A 25485-nucleotide genomic window follows, 5' to 3' on the forward strand; every position below is an offset into this window, starting at 1 on the left:
TTAGGGGCGGAACCCGAGGGTACGGGTCCACCCATGCGCGTCCTTGGCATCAACGCGATCTTCCACGACCCGGCCGCCGCCCTGGTGGTCGACGGCCGGGTGGTGGCCGCCGCCGAAGAGGAGCGGTTCAGCCGCCGCAAGCACGGCAAACGGCCGGTGCCGTTCTCCGCGTGGGAGCTGCCCGAGTTGTCCGCAGCTTGGTGCCTGGCCAGTGCGGGCATCGACGTCGACCGGCTCGACGCGGTCGCGTACTCCTTCGATCCCGGCCTGTGCCGGGACGCGGCCGAGCTGGGGCTGGCCGACCCGTGGGACGGGTTGCGGGTGGACTACGCGCGGCGCGCGCCGCAGTTCCTCGCCGCCGCGCTGCCCGGCCTCGACCCGGAGAAGGTGCGGTTCGTCCCGCACCACGTGGCGCACGCCGCCTCGGCCGGGCTGGCCGCGCCGCCGGCCGGGGACGACACCGCGGTGCTGGTGCTCGATGGCCGGGGCGAGGTGGCCAGCCACCTGGCCGGCGTCTACCGGGACGGGCGGCTGTCGCCGCTGCGCTCGCAGGAACTGCCCCACTCGCTCGGCCTGCTCTACGAGGACCTGACCCGGCACCTGGGATTCCTCCACTCCAGCGACGAGTACAAGGTGATGGCGCTGGCCTCGTACGGCACGCCGAAGCACCTGGACGCGCTGCGCGAGCTGGTCCGGGTCACCGACGACGGCGGCTTCCGGGTCGAGCCGATCGACTGGGCGGGCCTGGCCAAGCGCGTCGAGGCGGGGACGGAGCTGGGCGAGGCGCACGCCGACCTGGCCGCCAGCGTGCAGCGGCGGCTGGAAGAGGTCGTGCTCGACCTGGCCCGCTGGCTGTACGACGCCTCCGGCGGCGCCCGCACCCTCGCCATGGCCGGCGGAGTGGCGCTGAACTGCGTGGCGAACGCGCGGATCGCCGCCGAGGGCCCGTACCGCGCCGTGTGGGTGCAGCCGGCCGCCGGTGACGCGGGCACGGCGCTCGGCGCGGCGCTGCACGTCGCCGCCGAACTCGGTGACCGGACCGCCCCGATGACCGGCGTGGATCTGGGCCGGGGCTGGTCCGACGAGGAGCTGGAGGCCGAGCTGCGCCGGGCGGCGCTGCCGTACACCCGGCCGGAGTCGATCGCCGCCGAGGCGGCGGAGGTGCTCGCCGGCAACGGCATCGTCGCCTGGTACCAGGGGCGCAGCGAGTACGGCCCGCGCGCGCTCGGCCACCGGTCGCTGCTCGCCCACCCCGGCGACCGGGACACCACCCGCCGGATGAACGACGTGAAGGGCCGGGAGCAGTTCCGCCCGATCGCCCCGATGGTGCGCGCGGAACGCTTCCCGGACGTGTTCGAGGGCGTGTTCCCGAGCCCGTACATGCTGTTCGTGCACCGGGTGAAGCCGCAGTGGCGGGACCGCATCCCGGCCGTCACCCACGTCGACGGCACGGCCCGGGTGCAGACCGTGCACGCGGAGACCGAGCCGCTGGTGGCGGAGATGCTCGCCGAGTTCGAGCGGCGTACCGGCCTGCCGGTGGTGGTGAACACGTCGCTGAACACCGCCGGGCGGCCCATGGTGGACACGCCGCGGGAGGCGATGGAGCTGTTCGGCTCCGCGCCGGTGGACCTGCTCGCGCTCGGTCCGTTCGCGGTACGTCGCCGGGCGTTCGGCGGTGACCGGTGATCAGCCTGGTGGTGCCCACGCTGGGCCGCCCCAGCCTGGCCGCGCTGCTGGACGCGCTCGCCGCCCAACTGGGTGAGAAGAGAAGCGACGCCACGAGCGACGTCGAGCTGCTGCTGGTCGACGACCGGGGCGAGGACGCCGGGGAGCTGGCCGTGCCGGGGGCGCTGACCGCGTACACGAAGGTGCTGACCGGGCGCGGCGCGGGCCCGGCGGCCGCCCGCAACCTGGGCTGGCGCGCGGCCCGGGGCGAATGGGTGGTCTTCCTCGACGACGACGTGGTGCCGGCGCCGGACTGGGCGGCGCGGATGCGCGCCGACCTGGCCGTGCCCGGCCGGGTCGGCGGCGTGCAGGGCGTGGTGGAGGTGCCGCTGCCTGAGCACCGGCGCCCCACGGACTGGGAACGCGGCACCGCCGGGCTGGCCGACGGGCGGTGGATCACCGCGGACATGGCGTACCGGCGGGCCGCGCTCGCCGCCGTCGGCGGGTTCGACGAGCGGTTCCCGCGCGCCTACCGGGAGGACGCCGAGCTGGCCCACCGGGTCCGGCGCGCCGGCTGGGAGCTGGTGCGCGGCGAACGACGGGTGACCCACCCGGTGCGACCGGAGAGCCGCTGGGTCAGCCTGCGCACGCAGCGCGGCAACGCCGACGACGCGCTGCTGCGCCGCCGCTACGGCCGCCGCTGGCGCACCGACCTGGACCTGCCGCCGGGACGGCGGCCCCGGCACACGGCGATCACCGCCGCCGGAGCGCTGGCCCTCGCCGCCGTCGCGGCGCGGGCCGCCGTCCGGCAGCCGGCGCGGCGGGCGCTCGGCGTGGCCGGCGGCCTGGCCGCGCTCGGGTGGGCGGCCGGGACCGCCGAGTTCGCCCGGGCCCGGATCGCACCCGGTCCGCGCACCCCGGACGAGGTCGCCACCATGCTCGTCACCAGCGCGCTCATCCCGCCGCTGGCGACGCTCCACTGGGTACGCGGATGGTGGCGCGCCCGCGCCGTCCCGGCCGGGGACGGCCGCTGATGTCCACCCCGGAGCTGCGGCGCGGGCTGTACGACGCGGTGCTGCTGGACCGCGACGGCACGCTGGTGGAGGACGTGCCGTACAACGGCGACCCGGAGAAGGTACGGCCGGTGCCCGGCGCCCGGGAGGCGCTGGACCGGTTGCGTGCGGCCGGGTTGCGGCTGGCGGTGGTGACGAACCAGTCCGGCCTGGCCCGGGGCCTGTTCACCGAGGCCCAGATGCACGCCGTGCACGCCCGGATCGAGGAGTTGCTGGGCCCGTTCGACCACTGGGCGATCTGCCCGCACGACGACGGCGACCGCTGCGCCTGCCGCAAGCCGGCACCCGGCCTGGTGCACGAGGCGGCGCGCGCGCTCGGCACCACGCCGTCCCGGTGCGTGCTCGTCGGCGACATCGGCCGGGACGTGACCGCCGCGCTCGCCGCCGGCGCCACTGGTGTGCTGGTACCCACCCCTGTCACCCGGCCCGAGGAGGTGGCCGCCGCGCCAGCCGTGGCCCGGGACCTGCCCGCCGCCGTGGACGAGATCCTGCGCCGGGCGCGGGCGGTCCGGCCGGTGACGCCCCGGACGACCGGCACGGTGCTGGTGGTCCGCAGCGACTCCGCCGGAGACGTGCTGGTGACCGGGCCGGGCATCCGGGCGGTGGCAGCCGGCGCGGAGCGCGTGGTGCTGCTGTGCGGGCCACGCGGCCGGGCCGCCGCCGAACTGCTCCCCGGCGTCGACGAGATCATCGAGTGGCCCCTGCCCTGGATCGACGGCTCCCCCGCGCCGGTGGACCCGGACGACATACGCGCACTGACCGACCGGCTGGCGGCGGTACGCGCCGACGAGGCGGTCGTGTTCACCTCCTTCCACCAGTCCGCGCTGCCCCTTGCCCTGCTGCTGCGCCTGGCCGGCGTGCCCCGGATCAGCGCCATCAGCGACGACTACCCCGGCAGCCTGCTCGACGTGCGCCACCGCGTCCCGGCCGGCGTACCCGAACCCGAACGTGCCCTGTCCCTCGCCGCCGCCGCCGGCTTCGCGCTGCCCGACCAGGACGAACCGGCGCTTCGCGTGCGGACCGGGCCGGACCCGGAACCGCCCGGCGGGGAGTACGTCGTGGTGCACCCCGGCGCGTCAGTGCCCGCCCGGGCCTGCCCGCCGCGGCTCTGGACGCGGATCGTGGCCGCGCTCGCCGCCGACGGACGGCGGGTGCTGGTGACCGGCGGGCCGGACGAGCGGGACCTGACCGCCGAGGTGGCCGCCGCCGCAGGCGTGGACCTGGGCGGTACGACGGACCTGGCCGGGCTCGCCCGGCTGCTCACCGGCGCCCGGTGCCTGGTGGTCGGCAACACCGGCCCGGCGCACCTGGCCGCCGCGCTCGGCGTGCCGGTGGTGAGCCTGTTCGCACCCACCGTTCCGTTCGGACAGTGGGGGCCCTACCGGGTGCCGACGGTGCGCCTCGGCGACGCGGGCGCCGCGTGCCGGGACACCCGCGCCACCGTCTGCCCGGTCCCCGGGCACCCGTGCCTGAGCGGCGTCGACCCGGGCGCGGTGGTGGCCGCCGTCCGCACGCTGGCCCCCGGCTGACCCGCCCGCGCCGCCGTCCAGCACCGCAACCGTCGCCCCCGAGGAGAGAGATGAACGTACTGCTGTGGCACGTGCACGGCTCCTGGACGACGTCCTTCGTGCACGGCAAGCACCGCTACCTGGTGCCGGTCACCCCGGACCGCGGCCCGTACGGCCTCGGCCGGGCCCGCACCTACCCGTGGCCGGACAGCGCCGTGGAGATCGCCCCCGAGGACCTGCGCGACACCGACGTGGACCTGGTGATCCTGCAACGCCCGGAGGAGATCGACCTGGCCGCCGAATGGCTCGGCCGCCGGCCCGGCCGCGACCTGCCCGCTATCTACGTCGAGCACAACACGCCCAAGGGCGACGTGCCCAACACCCGCCACCCGATGGCCGACCGCGACGACCTGCTCCTCACCCACGTCACCGCGTTCAACCAGCTGTTCTGGGACAACGGCGCCACCAGGACCACAGTGGTCGACCACGGCGTCGTACCGCCCGCCGTCGAGTGGACCGGCGAACTCGACCGCCTCGCCGTCGTCACCAACGAACCGGTACGCCGCTGGCGGGTCACCGGCACCGACCTCATGCCGCGCTTCGCGGCGGTCGCCCCGCTCGACGTGTACGGGATGGGCGTGGCCGGGCTGCCGGACGCGCTCACCGCGGCGGGCTTCCCGGGCCTGCCGGTCACCGGGCACGACGACCTGCCACAGCACGCCATGCACGCCGAACTCGCCAAACGGCGCGCCTACCTGCACCTGTGCCGCTGGACCTCACTCGGCCTCAGCCTCATCGAGGCCATGACCATGGGCATGCCCGTGGTGGCACTGGCCACCACGGAAGCGGTGGACGCCGTCCCACCGGACGCCGGGGTGCTGTCCACCCGCGTCGACACGCTCGTGGAGGCGGCGCACTGGCTGACCGAGGACGCCGACGCCGCGTACCGGCTCGGCGCACGAGCACGCGAGGTGGCGAAGGAACGGTTCGGTCTGGACCGCTTCCTCGCCGACTGGGACCGGATCCTGGAGGAGGAGACATGCGCATCGCGATGATTTCCGAGCACGCCAGCCCACTCGCCGCCCTCGGCGAGGAGGACGCGGGCGGCCAGAACACGCACGTGGCGGAACTCGCGTCCGCGCTCACCGGCGCGGGACACGACGTCCGCGTCTACACCCGCCGCGACTCCCCCACGCTGCCCGAGGTCGTCGGCGCGCCGGACGGCTACCAGGTGTGCCACGTGCCGGCCGGTCCCGCCCGGCGGGTGCCGAAGGACGACCTGCTGCCGTACATGGGCGAGTTCGGTAGCTGGCTGGCCGACACCTGGCGGCGCGGCGGCTGGACCCCGGACGTGGCGCACGCGCACTTCTGGATGAGCGGACTGGCGACCGTGCACGCGAGCCGCCGCACCGGCGTGCCGACGGTGCTGACGTACCACGCGCTCGGCACCGTGAAGCGCCGCCACCAGGGCGCCCGGGACACCAGTCCACCGGGGCGCGCCGGCTACGAGCGGGCGCTCGGCCGGGCCGTGGACCGGGTCGTCGTACAGTGCTCGGACGAGGTCGCCGAGCTGGTCCGGATGGGCGTGCCCCGGTCCCGGATGGCGCTGGTCCCGTCCGGCGTCAACGAGGCGGTGTTCCGCCCGGACGGCCCGGTCGCGCCGCGCGACCCGGCGCGCCCGCGCATCCTCACCGTCGGGCGGATGGTCGAACGCAAGGGCTTCCTGGACGTGGTGCGGGCGCTGCCGGCGGTGCCGGACGCCGAGTGCGTCGTGGTCGGCGGCCCGCCGGCCCACCTGCTGCCCGCCGACACGTTCGCCCGCCGGCTGTCCGCGCTCGCCGACTCGTGCGGCGTGGCCGACCGGGTACGGCTGCTCGGCGGCGTGCCGCGCGAGGAGATGGGCGCCTGGTACCGGTCGGCGGACGTGCTCGTGGCCGCCCCCTGGTACGAGCCGTTCGGGCTCACCCCGCTGGAGGGCATGGCCTGCGGCGTGCCGGTGATCGGCACGAACGTGGGCGGCATCGCCGACAGCGTGGTGGACGGGCTCACCGGCGACCTGGTGCCGCCGCGTGACCCCCGCGCGCTCGGCACCGCGCTGCGCCGGCTGCTCGGCGACAACGTGCGCCGGTTCACGTACGCCACCGCCGCGCTCGACCGCATCCGCAGCCGGTACTCCTGGAAGCGGTGCGCCGAGCAGCTCGGCGCGGTCTACGGCGCGCTGGCCAGCGCGGCCCGGCCCACACCGGCGGTGGCGTGATGACACATCCCGACCCGCTCGAAACGCACCTCACCGGGCTGGCCGCGGCCCTGCTGCCGTACCGGCGGGAGGCGCAGCGGCTGGCCGCCTGGGGCACGGAACTGGCGTGGACGCTGGCCCGGGGCGGGCGGTTGCTGGTGGCTGGCAACGGCGGCAGCGCCGCCGAGGCCCAGCACCTCACCGCCGAACTCGTCGGCAAACTCCGCCACGACCGCCAACCCCTGTCCGCCATCGCCCTGCACGCCGAAACCAGCGCCCTCACCGCCATCGCCAACGACTACGGATACGACGAAACCTTCGCCCGGCAGGTACGCGCCCACGGCCGACCCCACGACATCCTCCTGCTCCTGTCCACCAGCGGCACCAGCACCAACCTCCTCACCGCCGCCCACGCCGCACACCAGACCGGACTACGCTGCTGGGCCTTCACCGGACCCGCACCCAACCCCCTCGCCGACCTCTGCCACGACGCGCTGGCAGTGCCGTCGCCGGACAGCCAGGTCGTGCAGGAGCTGCACCTGGTCTCCACGCACCTGCTGTGCGAGTACGTGGACCAGGCGCTGCCGCTGGTCCGGCACCTCCCGCACGCGCCCTGGCGGCCGGTCGGCTCCGCATCCGTGGAGCGCACCGGCCGGACGGCGGCCGAGGGCGGCCCGGACCGGGCCGGGTGGGACGGCCTGGTGCTGGCCGCTGTCGACGGCGCGGCATCGCTCGGCGCCAACGGCCACGGCCCGAACGGCCACGGGCCCAACGGCCACGGGCCCAACGGGCACGGGCCCAACGGGCACGGGCCCAACAGCCACGCCGCGAACGGGCACGGCACGAACGGCCACGGCACGAACAGGCATGCGACGAACGGCCACGGGCCGAACGGGCACGGCCCGCACGGATTCGCGCCGCCGGACGGATGCGCGGCGGACGGGCGCGCGGCGAACGGGCGCCGCCGCGACGGCGACACCGGCACCGGCTGGGTGGAGTCGTGAACGGCCCGCTGGTCGTCGTCGGCGACGCGCTGCTGGACCGCGACGTGGACGGCACCGTCAGCCGGGTCTGCCCGGACGCACCGGTGCCGGTGCTCGACGAGCGCACCGCCACCGACCGGCCGGGCGGCGCGGGACTCGCGGCGCTGCTCGCGGCCGCCGACGGCGGCGAGGTCGCCCTCGTCACCGCGCTGGCCGACGACGCCGGTGGCGCGCGCCTGGCGGAGCTGCTGACCGGCGCGGGCGTCGCGCTCTACCCGATGCGCCTGCCCGGCGCGACAGCGGAGAAGATCCGGCTGCGGGCCGGCGGGCAGACGCTGCTGCGACTGGATCGCGGCGGCGACCCGCAGCAGCCGGGAGAGCCGTCGCAGGCGGTACGGGAGCTGCTCGGCCGGGCCGGCGCGATCCTGGTCAGCGACTACGGGCGCGGCCTGCTGCGGCAGCCGACACTGCGGGCCGCGCTGGCCGAGGCGACCGCGCCGGTGGTCTGGGATCCGCACCCGCGCGGCCCCGCCCCGGTGCCCGGCACCCGGCTGACCACACCGAACCTCGACGAGCTGCGCCGGGTCACCGGCGACGCGGGTGGCGGTTCGCCGCTCACCACCGCCACCCGGGCCGGGCAGGAGCTGCGCCACCGGTGGCGGGTCGGCGCGGTGGCGGTGACCATGGGCCCGGACGGTGCGGTGCTGTGCCACGGCGGCGCCACCCCGCTGGTGCTGCCCCCGTCGTCGGTGCCGGAGCACGTCGACGACACCTGCGGCGCCGGGGACCGGTTCGCCGCCGCCGCGGCGCTGGCGCTCGGCGACGGCGCGCCGATCGCCGAGGCGGTCCGCGCGGCGGTGGAGGCCGCCTCGGCGTACGTGGCGGCGGGCGGGGCCGCCGGACTGCGCCGGGAACACGAACCGGCCCCGCGGGACCCGGCGCGCGCCGCCGAGGATCTGATCGCCGCGGTACGCGCCGACGGCGGCACTGTGGTCGCCACCGGCGGCTGCTTCGACATCCTGCACGCCGGGCACCTGTCCACGCTGCGCGCGGCCCGCCGCCTCGGTGACTGCCTGGTCGTCTGCCTCAACTCCGACGCGAGCGTGCGCGGGCTCAAGGGACCGGAGCGCCCGGTCAATCCGGCCGAGGACCGGGCCCGGCTGCTGGCGGCGCTGGACTGCGTCGACGCGGTGGTGGTCTTCGACGAGCCGACCCCGCACCAGGTGCTGGCCCGGCTGCGGCCGGACGTCTGGGTCAAGGGCGGCGACTACGGCGACGTGGAGCTGCCCGAGGCGGAACTGGTACGCCGCTGGGGCGGCCGGGTGGTCACCGTCCCCTACCTGTCCGGCCGGTCCACCACCGGCACCATCTCCGCCGCGCGCCAGCGCGGCCTGCACCTGGTCCGAACAGTGGTCTGAACGAGCGAGAAGGAGTTCGGCATGAGCAGGGACATCAACGGCCAGGCGGTGCTCGTCACCGGTGGCGCGAGCGGGCTCGGCGCGGCGGTCGTGGCGGCGGTGGCCAAGGCCGGCGGGCGGCCGTACGTGCTGGACCGCCGCGCGCCCGCCGACGGCGTGCCCTGGGTCGAGTGCGACCTGGCCGACAGCCGCGCCGCCGAGGCGGCCACCCGGCGGATCGCCGAGCAGGCCGGTGAGCTGACCGGCGTGGTGACCGCCGCCGGCATGGACGTGCCGGGGCGGCTGGGCGACGTCGACGGCGCGGTCTGGGACCGGATCGTGGCGATCAACCTGCTCGGCACCGCCGCGGTGATCCGGGCCGCGCTGCCGGAGCTGGAGCGCGCGCACGGCACTGTGGTCACCGTGGCGTCGACGCTGGGCGTGAAGGCGGTGAGCGACGCGACGGCGTACTGCGCGGCGAAGTTCGGGGTGGTCGGCTTCACCCGGGCGCTCGCCGCCGAACTGGCCGGCGCGGTCGGCGTGACGCTGCTGATCCCCGGCGGGATGCGGACCGCGTTCTTCGACGAGCGGGACGAGCAGTACCGCCCCGGCCCGGACGCGATCCTCAACGAGCCGGCCGACACCGCCGCCGCGGTCATGTTCGCGCTGACCCAGCCGCCCGGCTGCGCGGTACGCGAGCTGGTGGTCTGCGCCGAGCAGGAGTCGTCGTACCCGTGATCCTCGTGCTGCGCGCGCTCGGCGTCGGCGACCTCGCGACCGGGGTGCCGGCGCTACGCGCGCTGCGTGCCGCGTACCCCGGGAAGGAGCTGGCGCTGGTCGCGCCGCGCTGGCTGGCACCGCTGGTCGAGCTGGTGGGCGGCGTGGACCGGCAGGTCCACGCGGACGGGCTGGGGCCGCTGCCCTGGTCCGGGCCGCCGCCGGAGACGGCGGTCAACCTGCACGGCCGGGGCCCGCAGTCGCATCTGATGCTGGCCGCGCTGCGGCCGGGCCGGCTGCTGGCCTTCGCCGGCCCGGAGGCGGGCGTGCCGGACGGGCCGCCGTGGCGGGCCGACGAGCACGAGGTGGACCGCTGGTGCCGGATGCTGGCCTGGTACGGCGTGCCCGCCGACCGCGCCGACCTGGCGTTGCGCCGCCCGGCGCCGGACGGGTTCCCGGCCGGCGTGACGATCGTGCATCCCGGGGCGAAGGCGGCGCAGCGGCGCTGGCCGGTGGCGCGCTTCGCGGCGGTGGCCCGGGAGCTGGCCGGGCGCGGGCACCGGGTGGTGGTGACCGGCAGCCCCGCCGAACGGGAACTGGCGACGGCGGTGGCCCGGGCCGCCGGGCTGCCCGGCGACGCGGTGCTGGCCGGGGCGACCGACGTGGGCGAGCTGGCCGCGCTCGTCGCGTACGCCCGGCTGGTGCTCTGCGGCGACACCGGCATCGGGCATCTGGCGACCGCCTACGCCACCCCGTCGGTGCTGCTGTTCGGCCCGGTGCCGCCGTCGTGGTGGGGGCCGCCGCCGGACCGGCCGTGGCACGAGGCGCTGTGGGCCGGTCCGCGTCCGGCGGCCGGGGACGAGGACGTGCACCCGGCGCTCGCCGCGCTCGGCGTGCCGGACGTGCTGGCCGCCGTGGACCGGGTGGAACGGGCCGCCCGGCACCGCCCACGCGTGCCGGTGCAGCGGGCACGGACACCCCTTACTACCCGCCGGTAGGTTAGGGCCGTAGGCTTGCCCGGGTGAGCGGGGACTACACCCAGGAGTACGTGGACGTCGACGGCGCGCGCATCGGCGTGCAGGTCTACCCGGAGCCGTCCGGTCCGCCCGGCGCTCCGGTGGTGCTGATCTGGCCCGCGATGGGCGTGCGCGCCCGCTACTACCGGCCGTTCGCCGCCGCGCTGCGCGACGCCGGGCTGGCGGTGATCGTGGCCGACCTGCGCGGCACCGGCGAGAGCACCCCCGCGCCGTCGCGCGCCTGCCGGTACGGCTACCAGGAGATGGCCGCCGACATCGGCGCCGTGCTCGACGCGCTCAAGCCCCGGCTGGACGGCCGCACCCGGCTGCTGCTCGGGCACTCCCTCGGCGGTCAGGTCGCGGTTCTGCACCAGGCGCTGCACGACGACGGCCGGGTGGACGGGCTGGCGCTGGTGGCGGTGGGGCTGCCGTGGTGGCGGCGGTACCCGGGCCGGCGCGGGTGGGGCGTGCTGCCGTACACCCAGGGGATCGCGGCGACGGCCCGGCTCCTCGGCGTCTGGCCCGGCTGGGGCTTCGGCGGCCGGCAGGCCGCCGGCGTGATCCGGGACTGGGCGCACACCGCCCGCACCGGCCGGTTCCCGGCGCTGGACGGGGTGGACACGGAGGCCGCCGTGCGGCGGATCCGGACGCCCGTGCTCGCGGTCAGCGTGGACGACGACCAGTACACGCCGCACGAGACGCTCGACCACCTGTGCGAGAAGCTGGCCGAGGCGCCCGTGACGCGGCAGCGCTACACCGTCGCCGAGGCGGGCGCGCCGCTGGACCACTTCACCTGGGTACGCGCGTCGGGTCCCCTGGCCGCCCGGATCGCCGCGTTCGCCGGCACGCTTCCCCGGCGCTGAACCCTCCTCCTCCCCGCCACGCCGGGCGTGAGTCGCCCGATCGTGGGTATGCCGCACCGCCCGAACACGGCGGAGGGGGATCTGATGTCAGAACGGCACACCACGCTGCGCTCGATGCACGACCTGGGCCTGGCGGCCTGGTTCGGCGGTTCCCTGATGGGGGCGCTGGGCGTCAACGGCGCAGCGGCACGGATCAACGACACGACGGAGCGGCTGCCGGTGGCCTCGGCCGGCTGGGCGCGGTGGACGCCCGTCAACGCGGCGGCGATCGGCGCGCACCTGGCCGGCGCGGTCGGCGAACTCGTCACCGAGAGCCCGCGGATGGCCCGCCAGGCGGGCGTGGGACGGGTGAGCGCGGTGAAGACCGCGCTGACGGTCGGCGCGCTGGCGGTGACCGGCTACAGCCGGCTGGTCGGCATGCGGCTGGAGAAGGCCGGCGGGCCGCCGGTCGAGGGGACCACCGAGCCCAACCACCACACCCCGGCCAACGTCGCCGCCAGCCAGCGGCAGATGAAGCTGCTCCAGTGGGCGGTCCCGGCACTGACCGGCGCGCTGGTCGTGGTGTCGGCGTACATGGGTGAGCAGCAGAAACCGGGCCAGGTGTTCCGGGGCATGCTGGACCGCGCGGGCGGGATCATGTCCGCGCCCAAGCACATCGGCAAGGTGGCCACCATGGGCGCCGCCGGACGTTCCCTGGTCGGAGCGGCCCGTTGACCACCGCGCGGCCGGCGAGCCACATCGGGGTGGGCCACCGGCCGCGCGGTGCACCGGGGCAGGCCGTCCGTCGGCGGGCGGCACGGACATCAGCAGCCAGGCGAGGTGACCATGACCAGCAGGGACCGGCCGGGTACGGGTGACGGGCGAGGGCCGGAGTCGGCCGCGCCGTGGGGCACCACCGACGGCTTCGACGCCGACCCGCCGTGGGGCGCCGGCGACAGCGACCCGATGGACGAGGGCAGCGAGGAGACCGCCGTACCCGAGGGGCGGCTCGGCGAACGCCGGGCGGCCGGCGCCGGGCCGGGCGGGCCGAAGGCGGGCCGGCACGGGTTCGGATCCGTGGAACCGACCCGGACGCCCGAGGCCGGGCCGGGCGCGCCGCCCGATCCGGCCCCGTCGGCGCGGACGTTCCCGGACGACAGCGCGGACGGCGACCTCGGCGACAACGCGCTGGAGGAGGCCACCGGGATGCACCCGGAGACGCGTCCCTAGCTCAGGAGCCGGTGCCGTCCTCACCCGGCCGGCCCGGCGCCGACGGCTCGTTGTCCGGCACCGGTGACTCGGCCACCGGGTGCCCGGTGTCGTCGACCAGGCCCGGCGCCATGCTGCCGCCGTGCGCCTCCTCGGCCTCCCGGGTCGCTCGCGGGTCCCGCTCGTCCTCGCCGCGCCGCTTCTCCACAGATCCCCCTTCGCGCTCGTCCATGCACCCGGCGGTACCCGGACGACGGCTGAGGAAACGTCAGGCGCGCGCGGCGGCGGGCGCGACGCCGAGCAGGTCGGCCAGGCGGGCGGCGTCGCGCTGGGCCTGGTCGCCGCAGCAGTTGTTCATCAGCACGTGCAGCTCGGCGCACTGGTCGGCCAGCTCGCGCAGCAGCACCGACCAGCGCCGCAGCTCCCCCTCGCCGTAGGCGTACCGGAACCGCTCCTGCTTGTCGCCGCTCTCCCAGGCCGTGCTGTGCCCGTGGAACCGGATCACGGCCAGGTCGGTGGTGGCGACCAGGATCGGCGGCACCGAGGAGACGTGCCCCTGCGGCATGTCCACACAGGCGTACCCGAGGTCGTGCTCGCGCAGGAACGTGACGGTGTCGGCCATCGCGTGCCCGTCGAACCAGGACGAGTGCCGCAGCTCGACCGTCACCGGCCAGGGGCGGCAGCGCCGCGCGGCGTCCAGGATCCGCCGCCGGGCCGCCTCGCCGCGGGCCAGCCACGGCGGGAACTGCAACAGCACGGCGCCGAGCCGGTCGGCCGCCGCGAGCGGCGCCAGCGCCGCGTGGAACCGGTCCCACAACTCGTCGTACGCCCCGGCGGGCAGGTCGCGCCAGCGGATCCGGCTCGGGCCACCTTCCGGACGCAGGTCGCGGGGCAGCGCGTCGACCGGCGTGTGGTGACCGGTGAACAGCCGGAACGCCTTGACGTCGAAGGTGAACCCGTCCGGGGTCGCCTCCGCCCAGCCCGCCGTGGTCTCCGGCACCGGCACGGCGTAGTACGACGTGTCCACCTCGACCAGTCCGAACCGCTCGGCGTACCAGCCGAGCCGCCCGGCGGGTGTGTTGACCCCACGCGGATACCAGCCGGAGCGGACCAGCATCTGGTCGGCCCACGAGGACGTGCCCACCTTGATGACACCCATGTAATTCAGTTCACCGCGACCGCGGGACATCGGCAACCGGAGATGCCCTCCGGGCCGTCACCGGCACCGGGTGACCGACCTCACCGTGGGCCGGACGTGCCGGAGTGTGACGCCCGGCCGGGTGGCGGCGCTGAGGGTCACGAGATGGACGCATCCGGCCTGGACCAGGAAACCGTCGAGCGGCTGCTCGCCGGCCGCTCCGGCGACACGCCGTCCGCCCCGCCGGGGCTGGCCGCCGTGCTGGACGCGGTCCGCGCCGCTCCCGGCACGGGCGAACTCGACGGCGAGGCGGCCGCCGTCGCGGCGTTCCGGTCGGCCCGGCGGATGCGCCGCAGCGGTGCCCGGTTCGGCGTCCCGGCCCGGTTCGGTGTCCGGCTGGCGGTGACCGCGATCGCCGCGTCCCTCACCGGCGGCGTCGCGCTCGCCGCGACCGGGAACCTGCCGCGCGCCGTCCGACCGGCGGCGCCGCCGGTCGTCACCGCACCGCCCACGCCGCCGGACCGCCCGAGCCCGCCGGCACGCTCGCCGGCGCCCGGGACACCACAGCCGTCCGAACCGTCCGGCCTGTGCGTCGCGTACCGGGCCGTCGCCGAGCCGGACCGGGGCCACGCCCTGGGCACGCCCGCCTTCGGCGACCTCGTCAGCGCCGCCGGGGGCCGCGACCGCGTGCCGGACTACTGCGCCGGGCTCCTGGGCGACGACGATCCGCCGGGGAAGTCCGGCGAGGAGCGGGGCGGCGGCAGGACCGAGCACCCGGTCCGCCCGGACGGCACGCCGCCGGGCGTGGGCGACACGCCACCGGGCGTGGACGGCCCCGCCCCCGAGCACGCCGGGCCGCCGTCCGGCACCCCGCCCGGGCGGCGTAACGGCTGACGACCGGCTGGTAACTTGCCCCCGTGCCCCCCCGGCGTCGCCTACCGGCGATCCTCCTCCGCCTCGCCGTGGTGCTCGCCGTGCTGGCCGGCATCGTGCTCACCGCGCTCGGTCCGGCCACCGTGACCGGCCTGCTGCCGTACTTCACCGTCCAGAGCAACGTGGCGGTCGGCGTCCTCGCCGGGTACGGCGCCTGGTGCGCGCTGCGCGACCGGCCGGAGCCGCCGAGCGTCCTCAAGGGCGCGGTGACCCTCTACATCACCATCACCGGCACCGTCTACCACCTGGTGCTGGCCAACCCGGCCAGCCCGTTCGCCATGGCCCAGCCGGACCGGCAACCGGGTGAGTGGTGGGGCAACCAGCTCCTGCACACAGTGGTGCCGCTGCTGGCGGTCGCCGACTGGGCGCTGTTCGACAGGCGCGGCCGGCTTCGCCCCCGGTACGCCGCCTGGTGGCTGGCGTTCCCGGTCGGGTACCTCGTCTTCGCGCTGGTACGCGGCCTGATCGTGGGCAGCTACCCGTACCCGTTCATCGACGCGGGCGAGCTGGGCTACGACGGGGTCGCGGTCAGCGCGGCCGGGTTCGCCGCGGTGTTCTGGCTGCTGGGCCTGCTGTTCGTGGGCGTGGACCGGCTGCTCGCCCGGGCCGGGCGCACCGAGTCGGCGGAGCCACCGGGCGCGGCCGAACCGGTCGAGCCCTCGGTGGCCCAGCGGGAGACCAGCGGCTCGGGCTGAGCGGCGAGCGGGTCAGGCGGCCCGGTGGGCCGGCTGACCCGCGCGCATCCGCCGGCCCGCGCCGCGTTCCCGGCCGTACGAGTCGGCCCGTCCCCACCGGCCCGGCACGTCGAGCAGCTCGATCCGCCCGAACCCGGTCGGGATCGCTGGGTTCACCAGCAGGTTCTCCCCGCACGGGCGCAGCCCCAGCATGGTCCCCAGCAGCATCAGCAGCCCACCCGAGGCCCACGACTGCGGCCGCCCGGCCTCCGGCAACTGGACCGGGTACTTGGTCAACGCGCGGGGGTAGCCGGCGATCACCTCCGGGACCGACCCGCCGAGCGTCTCCGCCATCGCGAACACACCGGCGGCGATGTCGGCCGCCTCCTTGTCGAAGCCGTACCGCCGCAGGCCCGCCGCGACGATCGCGTTGTCCGACGGCCAGACCGCGCCGAGGTGCGCGCCGACCGGGTTGTACGGCCGCTGCCCCTGCGCGTAGGTGCGCACGCCCCAGCCGGAGAACAGGTCCGGCCCGCGCAGGTGCGCGGCCAGCGCGCCGGCCCGGTCCGGCTCCACGATGCCGCTCCACAGCAGGTGCCCCAGATGCGAGGTGAGCGCGTCGACCGGCTCGCCGTCGGGGGTGAGCGCCAGCGCGTAGTAGCCCTGCTTCGGCAGCCAGAAATCACTGTCGAACCGTTCCCGCAGCCGCGCCGCGTCGGCCTCCAGGCGCTGCGCGTAGCCCGGGTCGCCCCAGAACTCCCGGGCCAGGCGGGCGCCCCGGATCCGCGCGTCGTACGCGTACCCCTGAAGCTCGCACGTGGCGCGCGGGTACGGCGGCTCCGCGCCGTACCGGTCGACGATCGCCTCCGGGGAGTTGCGCCAGGTCTGGTTGGCGACCCCGCTGTCGGTGTTGCGCGGCCGGTAGCGCAGGTAGCCGTCGCCGCACTGGTCGCCGTAGCGGGTCAGCCAGTCCAGCGCCATCCGGGCCGGGTGCCGCAGCTCGTGGACCAGGTCGGCGTCACCGGTCCAGCGCTCGTACTCGTCGAGCAGGATCACGAACAGCGGCGTGGTGTCGGCCGCGCCGTAGTAGATCGCGGTGGGCTGCTCGTCGAACGCCGCCGCCTCGCCGTACCGCAGCTCGGCGACGATCTTGCCGGGCTCCTCCTCGTGCCGGTCGTCGAGCCGGCCGCCCTGCAACATCGCCAGCATGTGCAGCGTGGCCGGGGTCAGCTCGGGCGTGAACGGCAGCGTCTGGAGGCAGGTGAACAGCGCGTCGCGCCCGTACAGCGTCATCGCCCAGGGCATCCCGCCGACCGGCACCGGGTCGGTGTAGGCCAGCGGCATGTAGCGCAGCGCGGCCAGGTCGGTCAGGGCCTGCCGGTAGACGGCGGTGAGCGCGGGCCGGTCGGAGACCAGGTGCGGCGCCCGCTCGTACCACCGTTCGAGATCCCCGCGCATGTCCTGCCGGACGTGCTGCCGGTGCGACTCGATGTCGGCCCGCAGGTCCCGCCCTCCCGCGCCCTGGATGATCATGGCGACGTGCAGGTCGACGTGCCACTCACCCTGCGGCTCGACGCGGATCCGGAAGGTCATCCCCCGCGCGTCCACCTCGGCCGGGGCGGTGCTGGAGACGCACGTCTCCCGGACGAACCGCCCGCGCTCGTACCGGATCCGCAACCGCCGCCCCTCCGGATCGGGGACGACGGTGGGGCGGCGCGGGCCGGGGCGCAGGATCTCGGAGGTGTCGGCGAAGTCGCCCGCCATCTCCATCCGCACCGTGTACTCGGCGGGTTCGGCCGAGTGGTTCAGCACCGTGAGGCTCTCGTGGTACGCCTCGTCGATCGAGCGGTGCCGGATCACCGAGACGTCGGCGTCCACGTAGTGGCTGGCCGCGCCCGGCACCAGCACGAAGCGGGTCTCGAAGTAGGTCAGGTCGTCGCGGGACAACGCGTGCAGCCGCTCGCCGTCGATCGTGAGCACCCAGTGGGACAGGAACCGGGTGTCGAAGGAGAACAGGCCGATCGGGGCGGACGGGTCGCGTTCCATGTCGCCCTGCGCGTCGCTCAACGCGAACGCGTTGCCGGCGAGGACGTGGACCAGCTCCTGCCTCATCGGGCCGCCGCCCGCTCGCCGGGCACGTCGCGGGGATCACGGGCGTCCGGCGGGCCGGGAAAGATCCGGCGCAGCGTCATCAGCAGCTTCAGTTCGCCCCGCGCGGCGAGGTCGTTGCGCAGCAGCGCGGCGGCCGGGTGCAGGCGCCCCGCCGCGATCCGGTCGAACACCTCCCGGTTCGCGCCGACCACCAGGTCCGCCTCCTCGGCCAGGCGCTCCACCCGGACGTCCTGCCGGTCGATGGTCAGGTACCAGTGCTCGGTGTGCCCGTCGTCGCGCAGGTCCAGGCGGATGGTGCCGGAGGTGGTCTCGGGCAGCTCCGGGTGCCGGCCGGCGGTCCCGCGGGCCAGGTGTTCCACGGCCGAGACGCTCATCGGGCCCTCCTCGTCGGTGGTCGCGGCCGCCCGCCTGCCGGCGCCGCTCGTCCCGCAGCGTCCCCGCGCTGCGGGTGAGGCGAACTCACCCGGTCCGGGTGAGCCGCGGCGGTCCGGCGGGTATCCCTGAGCCGTGCCGACGACCGGGGACGCCACCGCCGACCGGGTGCTGCTCGCGCTGCTGACCATGCAGCGCGAATCGTGGGAGCAGGGAATCCTCGGTCAGGCGCTGCTCGACCTGGGCCTGGACGAGGCCGCCGTGCTGGTCGCCGACGCCGCGGTGACCCGGCAGCGGCCGGACGGGCGGCTCGGGGAGCCGCCCGGCTCGGTGGGCGTGGTGAACGGCGCCGCGTGCGGCGAGGTGGTCCGGCACGCCGCGCGCCGCACCGGCGACCGCCGGTACGCCGTGGCGCTGGACGCCCAGCTCGACTGGCTGACCCGCCGGGCGCCGAGGGCCGCCGACGGCACGCTGTTCCACCTGCTCGACGGCCGCCAGGTGTGGGCGGACACCATCTACATGGTGGTGCCGCTGCTGGCGCTGACCGGCCGGACCGAAGCGGCCGCCGCGCAGGTCGCGGGGCACCGGCGACGGCTGTACGACACGCGCACCGGCCTGTACGCCGCCCGCTGGGACGAGGACCGGGGCGAACTGGACCGGCCCGGCCCCTGGGGCACCGGCAACGGCTGGGTGGTCGCCGGGATCGCCCGCGCGCTGCGGCTCGCGCCGGACTGGCCGGGCACCCTCCGCGCCGAGCTGGCCGGGCACGTGGAGGAGGTGCTGACCGCCTGCCTGGCGTACCGCGGCGCGGACGGGCTCTTCCCCGACGTGCTGGACGAGCCGGGCGCGTTCCGCGAGGCCAACACCGCCCAGCTGCTCGGGTACGCGGCCCTCACCGGGGTGGCCGGCGGCTGGCTGCCCCGGTCCTGGTACGAGGTGGGAGCGGACCTGCTGGCCGCCGCCGGCCGGCGCATCGACGCGTACGGCCGGGTGACGGGCGTCAGCGGGGCGCCGGACTTCGAGCGCCCCGGCACCTCGCCCGAGGCGCAGGCGTGTCACCTGCTCGGGCACGCCGCGCTGCGCCGGGCCGGTGCGGCGCTCAGCTCAGGATGAGCCCGCGCACGTACGCGGCCTGACCGACGTGCTGGAAATCGTCGTCGAGCACGCTCACCAGCCGCACCCCGAGCGTGACCGGCGGATCCCAGTTCTCGTCCACCACCCGGTCCAGGTCGGCCGGGCGCAGCCCGCGCAGGTACGCCAGGCTCCGGTCCACCACCGCCCGGTGGTAGTCCAGCAGCACCTCACCGCTCTCCGGGCGTACCGCGGCGATCTGCTCCGGGCCGTGCCCGAAGCCGGTGTCGGCGGGGTCGGGCCGCAGGCCGCACTTCGCCGCCCAGTCGCCGGTGGCCCAGAGCTGCGGCTGGCCCATCACGTCGGCGACATGGTCGTCCTGGATCCGGGTCAGGTGCCAGACCAGCCAGCCGACCGGGTTCGCCCCGTCGGCCGGCGCCCGCCGCAGCTGGGCCGCGTCGAGCCCGTCGAGCGCCCCGGCGACCAGATCGGGCAGCCGCCCGTACGCCTCGGTCAGCACGTCCGTCGCGTCCACGCGTCCCTCACTCCCCTGCCGTCTCCTGCCGTCCCCTCGGCTTTCCTGCCGTCCCTTCGGGCAGTACCGCCCAGCGTGCCCGGCAAACCTCGGCACGGGCACCGCCTCTAGGGTGATCGCGTGGTCGCGGCGCTGGAGCTGTATCTGGACACCGACGCCACCCGGCGGATCCGGGTGCTGTGGGACCTGCTGGAGTCCGACGGGGTGCCGAGCATGCGGTCCCTGCTGGCGCAGCGGCACCGCCCGCACGTCTCGCTGGCGGTCGCGCCCCGCCTGGACCCGCACCGCGTCGCCGAGGCGCTCGCCGGGACCGTCGTGGCCGCGCCGCTGCGGCTGGAGTTCCAGCACGCCGGGCAGTTCCTCGGGCGGGTGCTCTGGCTCGGGCCGGCGCCGACGCCCGAGCTGCTGGCGCACCACGCCGCGGTGCACGACCGGCTGGCGCGGGCCGGCGTCGAGGTGGTGGAGCACTACCGGCCGGGCCGCTGGGTGCCGCACTGCACGCTGTCCATGCGGGTGCCGAACCCGCTGATGGGCGCGGCGGTACGCCGGTGCCTGGAGGTGCTGCCGCTGACCGCGACGGTGGTCGGCGCCGCGGTGGCCGACCACGCCCGCGGCATCTCCCACCCCCTCCCCTGACACCCTCCCCGCCCCATGATCGACACCAGCTCGGGGAAGTGGTGGCATCGCGATCCAAGATCGACACGAGGTCGGGGAAGTGGGGGCATCAGACCATCGTTGATGCAGCCACCTCCCCGAACCGGTGTTGATCTTGGATGGGGGGGCGCAGGTGAGCCGGTCACGTCAGGGGGAGGCGGGGTCGGTACGGGTGAGGTCGAGCAGGAAGGTCGGGTAGTCCGGCTGCGGGCACGGGTCACCCCGATGGCCGAGCCGCTCGTAGAACGGCGCCGCCCGCTCGTGGTGGGCCTGCCACTCCAGGTGCCGGGCCCGCCCGCCGGCCCAGCGGTGGATCGCGGTGAACAACGAACGGCCCACCCCGTCCCGGCGGCGGTCCGCCCGGACGTACAGGTCGTGCAGGCGTACGGTGCGGTGCGCGTCGCCGGAACGCAGGTGCGGCCCGTGGTCCTGGGCGGCGGCGTACCCGATCAACCCGCCCGCGTCGGTGGCGCCGAGCAGCACCCAGCGGGGATCGGTCAGCAGCGCGGCGAACCGAAGCCGGTGGGCCTCCGGCGGGTCGTCGCCGACGCCCATGTCCCGCAGCATCGGCCACAGCTGCGGCCAGTCCGGTACGCGCAGGTCCCGCACGGTGATCGGCATCGGTTCAGGATGCGGGCGGGACAGCGGGGCGGCGACCGGGTTTCGCGCCATCTGCGGCTGCCCTGACGATCGGGGCCGAACCGAAGCAAGCTGGTAAAAGCGCAGGTCAGAGCCATTCTGGCCACCCGAAGACGTGCGGCCGGAGCGGCAGCCGAGCACGTCGAAGGAGAGCCTCATGGCCGCACCCGTCGTCCGTTCCGTCACCGCCGACCAGACCGTCCTGCTGCCCGGGCAGTCGACCACCGTACGGGTCGACGCCTTCCACCCCGACTCGCGGCTGCTGACGCTCGCCGGCCGGGTCAGCGACCCCACCGGCGTCACCTGGGACAGCCCCGTCCGGGTGGATCTGAGCGTCCCGCTGACCGTCCAGCTCGCCAGCGCCTCGCCGGGGGTGACCATCACACCGAGCGGCGCCGAACCGGGCCGCTTCACAGTCACCGTGCTGGCCGGCCGGGGCACGGTGACGCTGACCGCGACGGCGCGTGACGGCGCCGGCCGCACCGGCACGGGCACCACCACGCTGACCGTGCCGCTGCTGGTCGGGATGAGCGCCGAGAAGGGCGCCCGGACGCAACGGGCGGTGGCCGACTACCCGGGGATCCGCTACATGCGCGACTTCGGCACGGACGGCCCGGACGCGGACACGCTGCCGGAGCTGCCCGCGCTCAACGCCGGCAAGTTCGCCGACGCGCCCTCGGCCGTCATGCACGTCAGCTGGAAGGACGACGTCGAGCAGCTCGCCGGATGGCTCGACGGCGTGAACCGCCCGATCTACCTGACCTGGTACCACGAGCCGATGGGGGACGTGGTCCCGGCCACGTACCGGGCGACGGCGAGCCGGGTGACGCAGATCGTGGCGGCGCACCGCAACCGGCGGTGGGTGCTCGGGCACGGGCCGATCGTGACCCGCTACTGGCTCGACGAGGGGCGCGGCAACCCGGCCGACTGGGGCTACCCGGGCATGACCCACTACGGCGTGGACTGCTACTCCCGGGACACCGCCGCGTACTGGCCGGCCTCCCGGATGTTCGGCGTGGCCTTCGGCAAGGTGCGCGCCGCGTACCCGGGCATCCGGCTGCTGGTGCCCGAGTACGGGCTGAGCCGCACCGCCGCCGACACCACCGGCGCGGGCCGGGCGCGGACGATCCGCGAGCACGTCACCTGGCTGCGCCAGCAGAACGACGTGGACGCGATCGCGTACTGGAACAACTGGGCCGAGTTCGAGCTGGGCGACCCGCCGCCCGAGGCCACGGCCTGGCGCGATCTCCAGGTGGGCCCGGCATAGACTGGTCCCATGAGGCGGAGCCGGTGACCAGCGGGAGCGTGACGCACCCGGGCTACACCCATGGCTGCCTCGCCTACGACGACCCGGCCACGCTGCGCGCGCTGGCGGTCGCGCAGGTAACCGCCGGTCTGGCCGCCGGTGAGCAGGTCTGGGTGGTCTGTCCGGAGGATCGCGCCACGGTCACCGGCTGGCTGGCCTCGGTCCCCGGGGTCGACGCCGCGCGCCGGCGGGACGCGCTCCGGCTGGTTCCCGTCGGCGAGGCGTACCGGCACGACGAGGTGGTCGACCCGGAGCGACAGGTCCGGGCGTACGTGCGGGCCACCACCGAGGCGCTGACCGCCGGGCACACCGGCCTGCGGGTGCTGGCCGAGGCGACCAGCCTGGTCCGCACGACCGCCCAGCGGGACGCCTTCGCCCGCTACGAGCACCGCATCGACCACTGGATGCGACACCGGCCGATGTCGGCGATCTGCGCCTACGACCGCCGGCAACTGGACGACGCGGCGATCGCCGAGCTGGCCTGCCTGCACCCGGAGACCAACGCCGACGTGCTGTTCCGGCTGCACGCCGGCGGCGGCGACTCGGTGGTGGCGCTGGCCGGCGAGCTGGACCCGTCCAACCACCGGGACTTCGCCGCCGCGCTGGAGCGGGCCGACCCGCGGCCGGTGGCGGGACGGCTGGTGTTCGACGCCGCCGAGCTGCGGTTCGTCGACCACCGCAGCCTGCTGCACCTGCGGGACCATGCCCGCCGGCACGACGCCGTCGCGGTGCTGCGCACGCCGAGCCGCGCCCCGGCCCGGCTGGTCGACCTGCTCGGTCTGTCCGAGGTACGGGTGGAGGTCGTCCGATGAGGAGCGGCGCGGCCTCCGGCCACGTGGGCTACTTCCACGAGGCGTTCGTCTACGACTCCGACGAGGAGTTGCTGGCGGTGGCGCTGCCGTTCCTGCTGGACGGGGTCGCGGCCGGCGAGCCGACGGCGGTGAACCTGGACGAGCGCAACGCCGAGCTGGTGCGCCGGGCGCTGCCGCCGGGCGCCGAGGTCACGTTCCTGCCGGTCGGCGACGTCTACGCCCGGCCCAGCGTCGCGCTGCGCTCCTACCGGGAGCTGCTCGCCTCGTACGTGGCGGCGGGGGCGGCGCAGATTCGCATGGTCGGCGAGCTGCCTCCGGTGCTGCTCGGCGCGACCTGGGACTGGTGGGCGCGCTACGAGTCGGCGATCAACCACGCCTACGACGACTTTCCGCTCTGGGGCATCTGCGCCTACGACCGGCGGGGCACGCCCGCGCACGTGCTCGCCGACGTGGCGCGTACCCATCCGCGCGTGGCGCGGCCGGACGGCGGGCACGAGCCGGCCGGTCTCTACACCGAGCCGACGAGCTACCTGACCGAGTTCCGTCCGGCGCCCGCGGACCCGGTGCAGCGGACCGTGCCGCTGGTCGAGCTGATCGATCCGACGCCGGCCCGCGCCCGCGCCGAGGTGCGCGCCGCCGACCGTGGCCTGCTCACGCCGGACGGCCTCGACGGCCTGGTCATCGCCGTCAGCGAGGTGGTGAGCAACGCGCTGCGCCACGGTGAGCCGCCGGTGTGCCTGCGGTTGTGGCGCGCGCCGGACCGGATGGTGGTGACCGTCCACGATCGGGGCAGCGGCCCCAAGGATCCGTACGCCGGGCTGCTGCCGGCGGGCGACGGTTCCGACGGCGGGCTGGGCCTGTGGATCAGCCACCAGAGTTGCGACCACGTGACGTACCACCGGGACGCGGGCGGCTTCACCATCCGCCTGACGGCGGGGAACCCGCACTTCCCGGTCTGACCGCGCCGCCGGTCGGCGGGCAGGGGGCGGGGCGGGGCGAGCCCCGCGCGCGGACGCGGTACCGTAGCGCCTCATCGTGCCCTGCGGGGCGGTCATCCGCCGGCCTGGCGCTGGCGAACCGACGGAGGATGGCGCATGTCCAACGGTGCCGAGCCGTTCGCATCCCACGACGACCTGTCCGCGCGTCCGCGGTTCGATCCCGCGTTGCGCGGCTACGACAAACGTCAGGTGGACCGGTACGTCGAGCAGGTCGACGCCGAGGTGAGCGCGCTGACCGCCGCGCGGGACCGGGCGTACGCGCAGGTGCGCGACCTGACCGCGCAGGTGCAGCGGGCGCAGGCCGAGACGGTGGAGCTGCGCGACCGTCCGACTGCTGTGGACCGGGCGTCCTTCCGCGACCTCGGCCCGATGGTCGACCAGATCCTGGATTTGGCCGAGAAGCAGGCCGGCCAGATCACCGACTTGGCCACCCGGCGCGCGGAGGACGTCCAGGGGCAGGCGGAGAAGCTGCTCGCGGCGGCGCAGGAGCAGGCCGCGCGGGAGCGGCGTGAGCTGGACGAGGAGCTGTCCGCCCGCCGGGCCGAGCAGGAGCGGGTGGACGAGGAGCGGCGGGCCGCCGCGCAGGCGGAGCTGACCGCCGTGCGGGAGCTGGCGGAGAAGCTTCGCGTCGAGGGCCAGGCCGTGCACGACCGGGCCCAGCAGGAGGCGAAGCGGATCACCGAGCAGAGCGCGCAGCAGGTCGAGCAGGCGCGCTCGGCGTCCGAGGCGCTGGTGAAGGCCGCGCGGACGCAGATCCAGCAGGAGGTCCAGGCCAACCGCAGCAAGGCCCAGCAGGAACTGGCCCAGTGGCAGGCCACGATGGCCAAGGAACTGGACGAGCGGCGGGCCGCCGCCGAGCAGGAGCTGGCCGACCGGGCCGCCGCCGCCGAGAAGGACATCGCCGCGCTGGTCGCCGAGGCGCAGCAGTACGCCAACGAGGTCCGGGAGCGGGCCGACGAGGAGACGGCGGCGCACCAGGAGCAGCTCGCCGGCGTGCAGCGGGAGATCCAGCAGCGGCAGGAGACGCTGACCGGGCTCAAGGCGGAGCTGGAGACGGCCGGCCGGCAGCTGGAGGACACCCGCCGGGAGATCGCCACCATCGAGCGGACCGGCGCGGAACTGGAGGAGCGGCTGGTCGGCGTACGCCGGGACCTGGCCTCGGAGAGCAGGCGGCTCGACGAGGCGCGGCGCGCGGCGGACCTGGCCGAGCAGCACGCCAAGGAGACCCGGGCCCGGGTGCAGCGGGAGGCCAAGCGGGTCGCCGACCTGGCCGCGGCGGCGGTCATGGCGGCCGCTGCGGGCGGCGGGGAGACCGCCGAGTACCCGCAGGTGGCGACGCGTCCGGCGATCACCGTCCCGGCCGAGGTGGCGCCGCGGGCGGTGGACGGGCGGATCGAGCCGGACGCGATCGAGCCGGACCGGTCGGAGCCGCCTGCGGTGGAGCCGATCGTGGAGCGGCTGGACGGGCCGAGCTTCGACGCGTTCGCGGTCCGCACGCCGGCCCCGCGCGGGGTGCCCGAGGTGGAGAGCACGGGCACTGACAACGGCGTACCGGCTACCGCCTGAGCAACCGTCGCCGCCGGGCCGCCGCCGGC

25 protein-coding genes and 1 pseudogene are annotated in these 25485 nt (G+C 76.0%); 20 read left to right on the top strand and 6 right to left on the bottom strand.

Going from position 1 to position 25485, the window contains the following annotated elements; genetic code table 11:
* Nucleotides 1–33: 33 nt before the first annotated feature.
* The 12 genes and pseudogenes from ACN27C_RS29920 (at nucleotide 34) to ACN27C_RS29975 (ending at nucleotide 12667) form a co-directional block, all read left to right on the top strand.
* On the top strand, nucleotides 34–1686 hold the full coding sequence (locus tag ACN27C_RS29920; protein ID WP_422749597.1) for a carbamoyltransferase: 1653 nt from the start codon (nucleotides 34–36) through the stop codon (nucleotides 1684–1686).
* Complete coding sequence (locus tag ACN27C_RS29925) at nucleotides 1683–2699, top strand: glycosyltransferase family 2 protein (RefSeq protein WP_422749599.1); 1017 nt, start codon at nucleotides 1683–1685, stop codon at nucleotides 2697–2699. The genes ACN27C_RS29920 and ACN27C_RS29925 overlap by 4 nt, the downstream gene beginning before the upstream one ends.
* A complete protein-coding gene (locus ACN27C_RS29930) occupies nucleotides 2699–4267 on the top strand; it encodes an HAD-IIIA family hydrolase (RefSeq protein WP_422749601.1) in 1569 nt (522 codons plus the stop codon). Before ACN27C_RS29925 ends, ACN27C_RS29930 begins: the two co-directional genes overlap by 1 nt.
* 50 nt (nucleotides 4268–4317) lie before the next feature.
* The gene (locus tag ACN27C_RS29935; RefSeq protein WP_422749603.1) at nucleotides 4318–5301 is read left to right on the top strand and encodes a glycosyltransferase; all 984 of its coding nucleotides are present in this window, start codon (nucleotides 4318–4320) and stop codon (nucleotides 5299–5301) included.
* A complete protein-coding gene (locus ACN27C_RS29940; protein WP_422749605.1) occupies nucleotides 5286–6503 on the top strand; it encodes a glycosyltransferase in 1218 nt (405 codons plus the stop codon). Before ACN27C_RS29935 ends, ACN27C_RS29940 begins: the two co-directional genes overlap by 16 nt.
* Nucleotides 6503–7075 (top strand): annotated as a pseudogene (locus ACN27C_RS29945) (D-sedoheptulose-7-phosphate isomerase); the annotation flags it as partial. The gene ACN27C_RS29940 and the pseudogene ACN27C_RS29945, both read left to right, overlap by 1 nt.
* Nucleotides 7076–7482: 407 nt before the next feature.
* A complete protein-coding gene (gene rfaE2, locus ACN27C_RS29950; protein WP_422749607.1) occupies nucleotides 7483–8883 on the top strand; it encodes a D-glycero-beta-D-manno-heptose 1-phosphate adenylyltransferase in 1401 nt (466 codons plus the stop codon).
* Nucleotides 8884–8904: 21 nt separating this feature from the next.
* Nucleotides 8905–9600 carry an SDR family oxidoreductase gene (locus ACN27C_RS29955; protein ID WP_422749609.1) on the top strand — a complete coding sequence of 232 codons (696 nt, stop codon included), beginning with the start codon at nucleotides 8905–8907 and terminating at the stop codon, nucleotides 9598–9600.
* Nucleotides 9597–10577 carry a glycosyltransferase family 9 protein gene (locus ACN27C_RS29960; RefSeq protein WP_350815262.1) on the top strand — a complete coding sequence of 327 codons (981 nt, stop codon included), beginning with the start codon at nucleotides 9597–9599 and terminating at the stop codon, nucleotides 10575–10577. The genes ACN27C_RS29955 and ACN27C_RS29960 overlap by 4 nt, the downstream gene beginning before the upstream one ends.
* 23 nt (nucleotides 10578–10600) lie before the next feature.
* A complete protein-coding gene (locus ACN27C_RS29965) occupies nucleotides 10601–11458 on the top strand; it encodes an alpha/beta fold hydrolase (RefSeq protein ID WP_350815263.1) in 858 nt (285 codons plus the stop codon).
* An 84-nt stretch (nucleotides 11459–11542) separates the two neighbouring features.
* On the top strand, nucleotides 11543–12172 hold the full coding sequence (locus ACN27C_RS29970) for a hypothetical protein (protein ID WP_252454084.1): 630 nt from the start codon (nucleotides 11543–11545) through the stop codon (nucleotides 12170–12172).
* Between the two features lie 111 nt (nucleotides 12173–12283).
* Nucleotides 12284–12667 (top strand): hypothetical protein, encoded by a 384-nt coding sequence (locus tag ACN27C_RS29975; protein ID WP_350815265.1) that lies wholly within the window; start codon nucleotides 12284–12286, stop codon nucleotides 12665–12667.
* Nucleotide 12668: 1 nt separating this feature from the next.
* On the opposite strand, the gene ACN27C_RS29980 is transcribed toward ACN27C_RS29975, so the two are convergent.
* Both ACN27C_RS29980 and ACN27C_RS29985 read right to left on the bottom strand, forming a co-directional pair.
* Nucleotides 12669–12878, bottom strand: coding sequence for a GTPase activator (locus tag ACN27C_RS29980; protein WP_120570739.1), 210 nt, complete (start codon nucleotides 12876–12878; stop codon nucleotides 12669–12671).
* 36 nt (nucleotides 12879–12914) lie between these two features.
* Nucleotides 12915–13805, bottom strand: a complete 891-nt coding sequence (locus tag ACN27C_RS29985) for a DUF72 domain-containing protein (RefSeq protein WP_422749613.1) — start codon at nucleotides 13803–13805, stop codon at nucleotides 12915–12917.
* Between the two features lie 144 nt (nucleotides 13806–13949).
* On the opposite strand from ACN27C_RS29985, the gene ACN27C_RS29990 reads away from it, so the two are divergent.
* Nucleotides 13950–14678, top strand: a complete 729-nt coding sequence (locus ACN27C_RS29990; protein WP_422749615.1) for a hypothetical protein — start codon at nucleotides 13950–13952, stop codon at nucleotides 14676–14678.
* A gap of 23 nt (nucleotides 14679–14701) precedes the next feature.
* Nucleotides 14702–15412, top strand: a complete 711-nt coding sequence (locus tag ACN27C_RS29995; RefSeq protein ID WP_422749617.1) for a Pr6Pr family membrane protein — start codon at nucleotides 14702–14704, stop codon at nucleotides 15410–15412.
* A 12-nt stretch (nucleotides 15413–15424) separates the two neighbouring features.
* Here ACN27C_RS29995 and ACN27C_RS30000 read toward each other — a convergent pair whose 3' ends face one another.
* Together ACN27C_RS30000 and ACN27C_RS30005 are read right to left on the bottom strand one after the other, a co-directional pair.
* Entirely contained in the window at nucleotides 15425–17503 is a 2079-nt protein-coding gene (locus tag ACN27C_RS30000; protein WP_422749619.1) for a glycogen debranching N-terminal domain-containing protein, read from the bottom strand.
* A complete protein-coding gene (locus ACN27C_RS30005) occupies nucleotides 17500–17877 on the bottom strand; it encodes an SCP2 sterol-binding domain-containing protein (RefSeq protein WP_120570744.1) in 378 nt (125 codons plus the stop codon). The genes ACN27C_RS30000 and ACN27C_RS30005 overlap by 4 nt, the downstream gene beginning before the upstream one ends.
* 133 nt (nucleotides 17878–18010) lie before the next feature.
* Between ACN27C_RS30005 and ACN27C_RS30010 the strand changes: the two genes are divergently transcribed.
* Nucleotides 18011–18988 (top strand): glycoside hydrolase family 88 protein, encoded by a 978-nt coding sequence (locus ACN27C_RS30010; protein WP_422749621.1) that lies wholly within the window; start codon nucleotides 18011–18013, stop codon nucleotides 18986–18988.
* On the opposite strand, the gene ACN27C_RS30015 is transcribed toward ACN27C_RS30010, so the two are convergent.
* Nucleotides 18975–19481, bottom strand: coding sequence for a mycothiol transferase (locus ACN27C_RS30015; RefSeq protein WP_422749623.1), 507 nt, complete (start codon nucleotides 19479–19481; stop codon nucleotides 18975–18977). The two genes, ACN27C_RS30010 and ACN27C_RS30015, sit on opposite strands and share 14 nt — an antisense overlap.
* A 120-nt stretch (nucleotides 19482–19601) precedes the next feature.
* On the opposite strand from ACN27C_RS30015, the gene ACN27C_RS30020 reads away from it, so the two are divergent.
* Nucleotides 19602–20117 carry a 2'-5' RNA ligase family protein gene (locus tag ACN27C_RS30020; protein ID WP_422749625.1) on the top strand — a complete coding sequence of 172 codons (516 nt, stop codon included), beginning with the start codon at nucleotides 19602–19604 and terminating at the stop codon, nucleotides 20115–20117.
* Between the two features lie 165 nt (nucleotides 20118–20282).
* Here the strand turns inward: ACN27C_RS30020 and ACN27C_RS30025 are convergent, their stop codons facing one another.
* The gene (locus ACN27C_RS30025) at nucleotides 20283–20756 is read right to left on the bottom strand and encodes a GNAT family N-acetyltransferase (protein ID WP_422749627.1); all 474 of its coding nucleotides are present in this window, start codon (nucleotides 20754–20756) and stop codon (nucleotides 20283–20285) included.
* Nucleotides 20757–20931: 175 nt separating this feature from the next.
* Here ACN27C_RS30025 and ACN27C_RS30030 point away from each other — a divergent pair, with 175 nt between their 5' ends.
* From ACN27C_RS30030 to ACN27C_RS30045, 4 genes are all read left to right on the top strand, one after another.
* Nucleotides 20932–22041: a hypothetical protein gene (locus ACN27C_RS30030; protein ID WP_422749629.1), complete on the top strand. Its 1110-nt coding sequence runs from the start codon at nucleotides 20932–20934 to the stop codon at nucleotides 22039–22041.
* A gap of 23 nt (nucleotides 22042–22064) precedes the next feature.
* A complete protein-coding gene (locus tag ACN27C_RS30035; protein ID WP_120570749.1) occupies nucleotides 22065–22892 on the top strand; it encodes an MEDS domain-containing protein in 828 nt (275 codons plus the stop codon).
* Nucleotides 22889–23851, top strand: coding sequence for an anti-sigma factor RsbA family regulatory protein (locus tag ACN27C_RS30040; protein WP_358173095.1), 963 nt, complete (start codon nucleotides 22889–22891; stop codon nucleotides 23849–23851). Before ACN27C_RS30035 ends, ACN27C_RS30040 begins: the two co-directional genes overlap by 4 nt.
* A gap of 135 nt (nucleotides 23852–23986) precedes the next feature.
* The gene (locus ACN27C_RS30045; protein WP_120570751.1) at nucleotides 23987–25456 is read left to right on the top strand and encodes a hypothetical protein; all 1470 of its coding nucleotides are present in this window, start codon (nucleotides 23987–23989) and stop codon (nucleotides 25454–25456) included.
* Nucleotides 25457–25485 lie beyond the last annotated feature (29 nt).

It is taken from the genome of Micromonospora sp. WMMD1219 (assembly GCF_049315215.1).
Taxonomy (GTDB): Bacteria; Actinomycetota; Actinomycetes; order Mycobacteriales; family Micromonosporaceae; genus Micromonospora; species Micromonospora tulbaghiae.

What these genes read in the sequence shown, in the direction of transcription:
- ACN27C_RS29920 (WP_422749597.1), top strand. Translation starts at nt 34, where the DNA reads ATGCGCGTCCTTGGCATCAACGCGATCTTCCACGACCCGGCCGCCGCC.
- ACN27C_RS29930 (WP_422749601.1), top strand. Translation starts at nt 2,699, where the DNA reads ATGTCCACCCCGGAGCTGCGGCGCGGGCTGTACGACGCGGTGCTGCTG.
- ACN27C_RS29935 (WP_422749603.1), top strand. Translation starts at nt 4,318, where the DNA reads ATGAACGTACTGCTGTGGCACGTGCACGGCTCCTGGACGACGTCCTTC.
- ACN27C_RS29940 (WP_422749605.1), top strand. Translation starts at nt 5,286, where the DNA reads ATGCGCATCGCGATGATTTCCGAGCACGCCAGCCCACTCGCCGCCCTC.
- ACN27C_RS29955 (WP_422749609.1), top strand. Translation starts at nt 8,905, where the DNA reads ATGAGCAGGGACATCAACGGCCAGGCGGTGCTCGTCACCGGTGGCGCG.
- ACN27C_RS29970 (WP_252454084.1), top strand. Translation starts at nt 11,543, where the DNA reads ATGTCAGAACGGCACACCACGCTGCGCTCGATGCACGACCTGGGCCTG.
- ACN27C_RS29975 (WP_350815265.1), top strand. Translation starts at nt 12,284, where the DNA reads ATGACCAGCAGGGACCGGCCGGGTACGGGTGACGGGCGAGGGCCGGAG.
- ACN27C_RS29980 (WP_120570739.1), bottom strand. Translation starts at nt 12,878, where the DNA reads ATGGACGAGCGCGAAGGGGGATCTGTGGAGAAGCGGCGCGGCGAGGAC.
- ACN27C_RS29985 (WP_422749613.1), bottom strand. Translation starts at nt 13,805, where the DNA reads ATGGGTGTCATCAAGGTGGGCACGTCCTCGTGGGCCGACCAGATGCTG.
- ACN27C_RS29990 (WP_422749615.1), top strand. Translation starts at nt 13,950, where the DNA reads ATGGACGCATCCGGCCTGGACCAGGAAACCGTCGAGCGGCTGCTCGCC.
- ACN27C_RS30000 (WP_422749619.1), bottom strand. Translation starts at nt 17,503, where the DNA reads ATGAGGCAGGAGCTGGTCCACGTCCTCGCCGGCAACGCGTTCGCGTTG.
- ACN27C_RS30005 (WP_120570744.1), bottom strand. Translation starts at nt 17,877, where the DNA reads ATGAGCGTCTCGGCCGTGGAACACCTGGCCCGCGGGACCGCCGGCCGG.
- ACN27C_RS30025 (WP_422749627.1), bottom strand. Translation starts at nt 20,756, where the DNA reads ATGCCGATCACCGTGCGGGACCTGCGCGTACCGGACTGGCCGCAGCTG.
- ACN27C_RS30030 (WP_422749629.1), top strand. Translation starts at nt 20,932, where the DNA reads ATGGCCGCACCCGTCGTCCGTTCCGTCACCGCCGACCAGACCGTCCTG.
- ACN27C_RS30040 (WP_358173095.1), top strand. Translation starts at nt 22,889, where the DNA reads ATGAGGAGCGGCGCGGCCTCCGGCCACGTGGGCTACTTCCACGAGGCG.
- ACN27C_RS30045 (WP_120570751.1), top strand. Translation starts at nt 23,987, where the DNA reads ATGTCCAACGGTGCCGAGCCGTTCGCATCCCACGACGACCTGTCCGCG.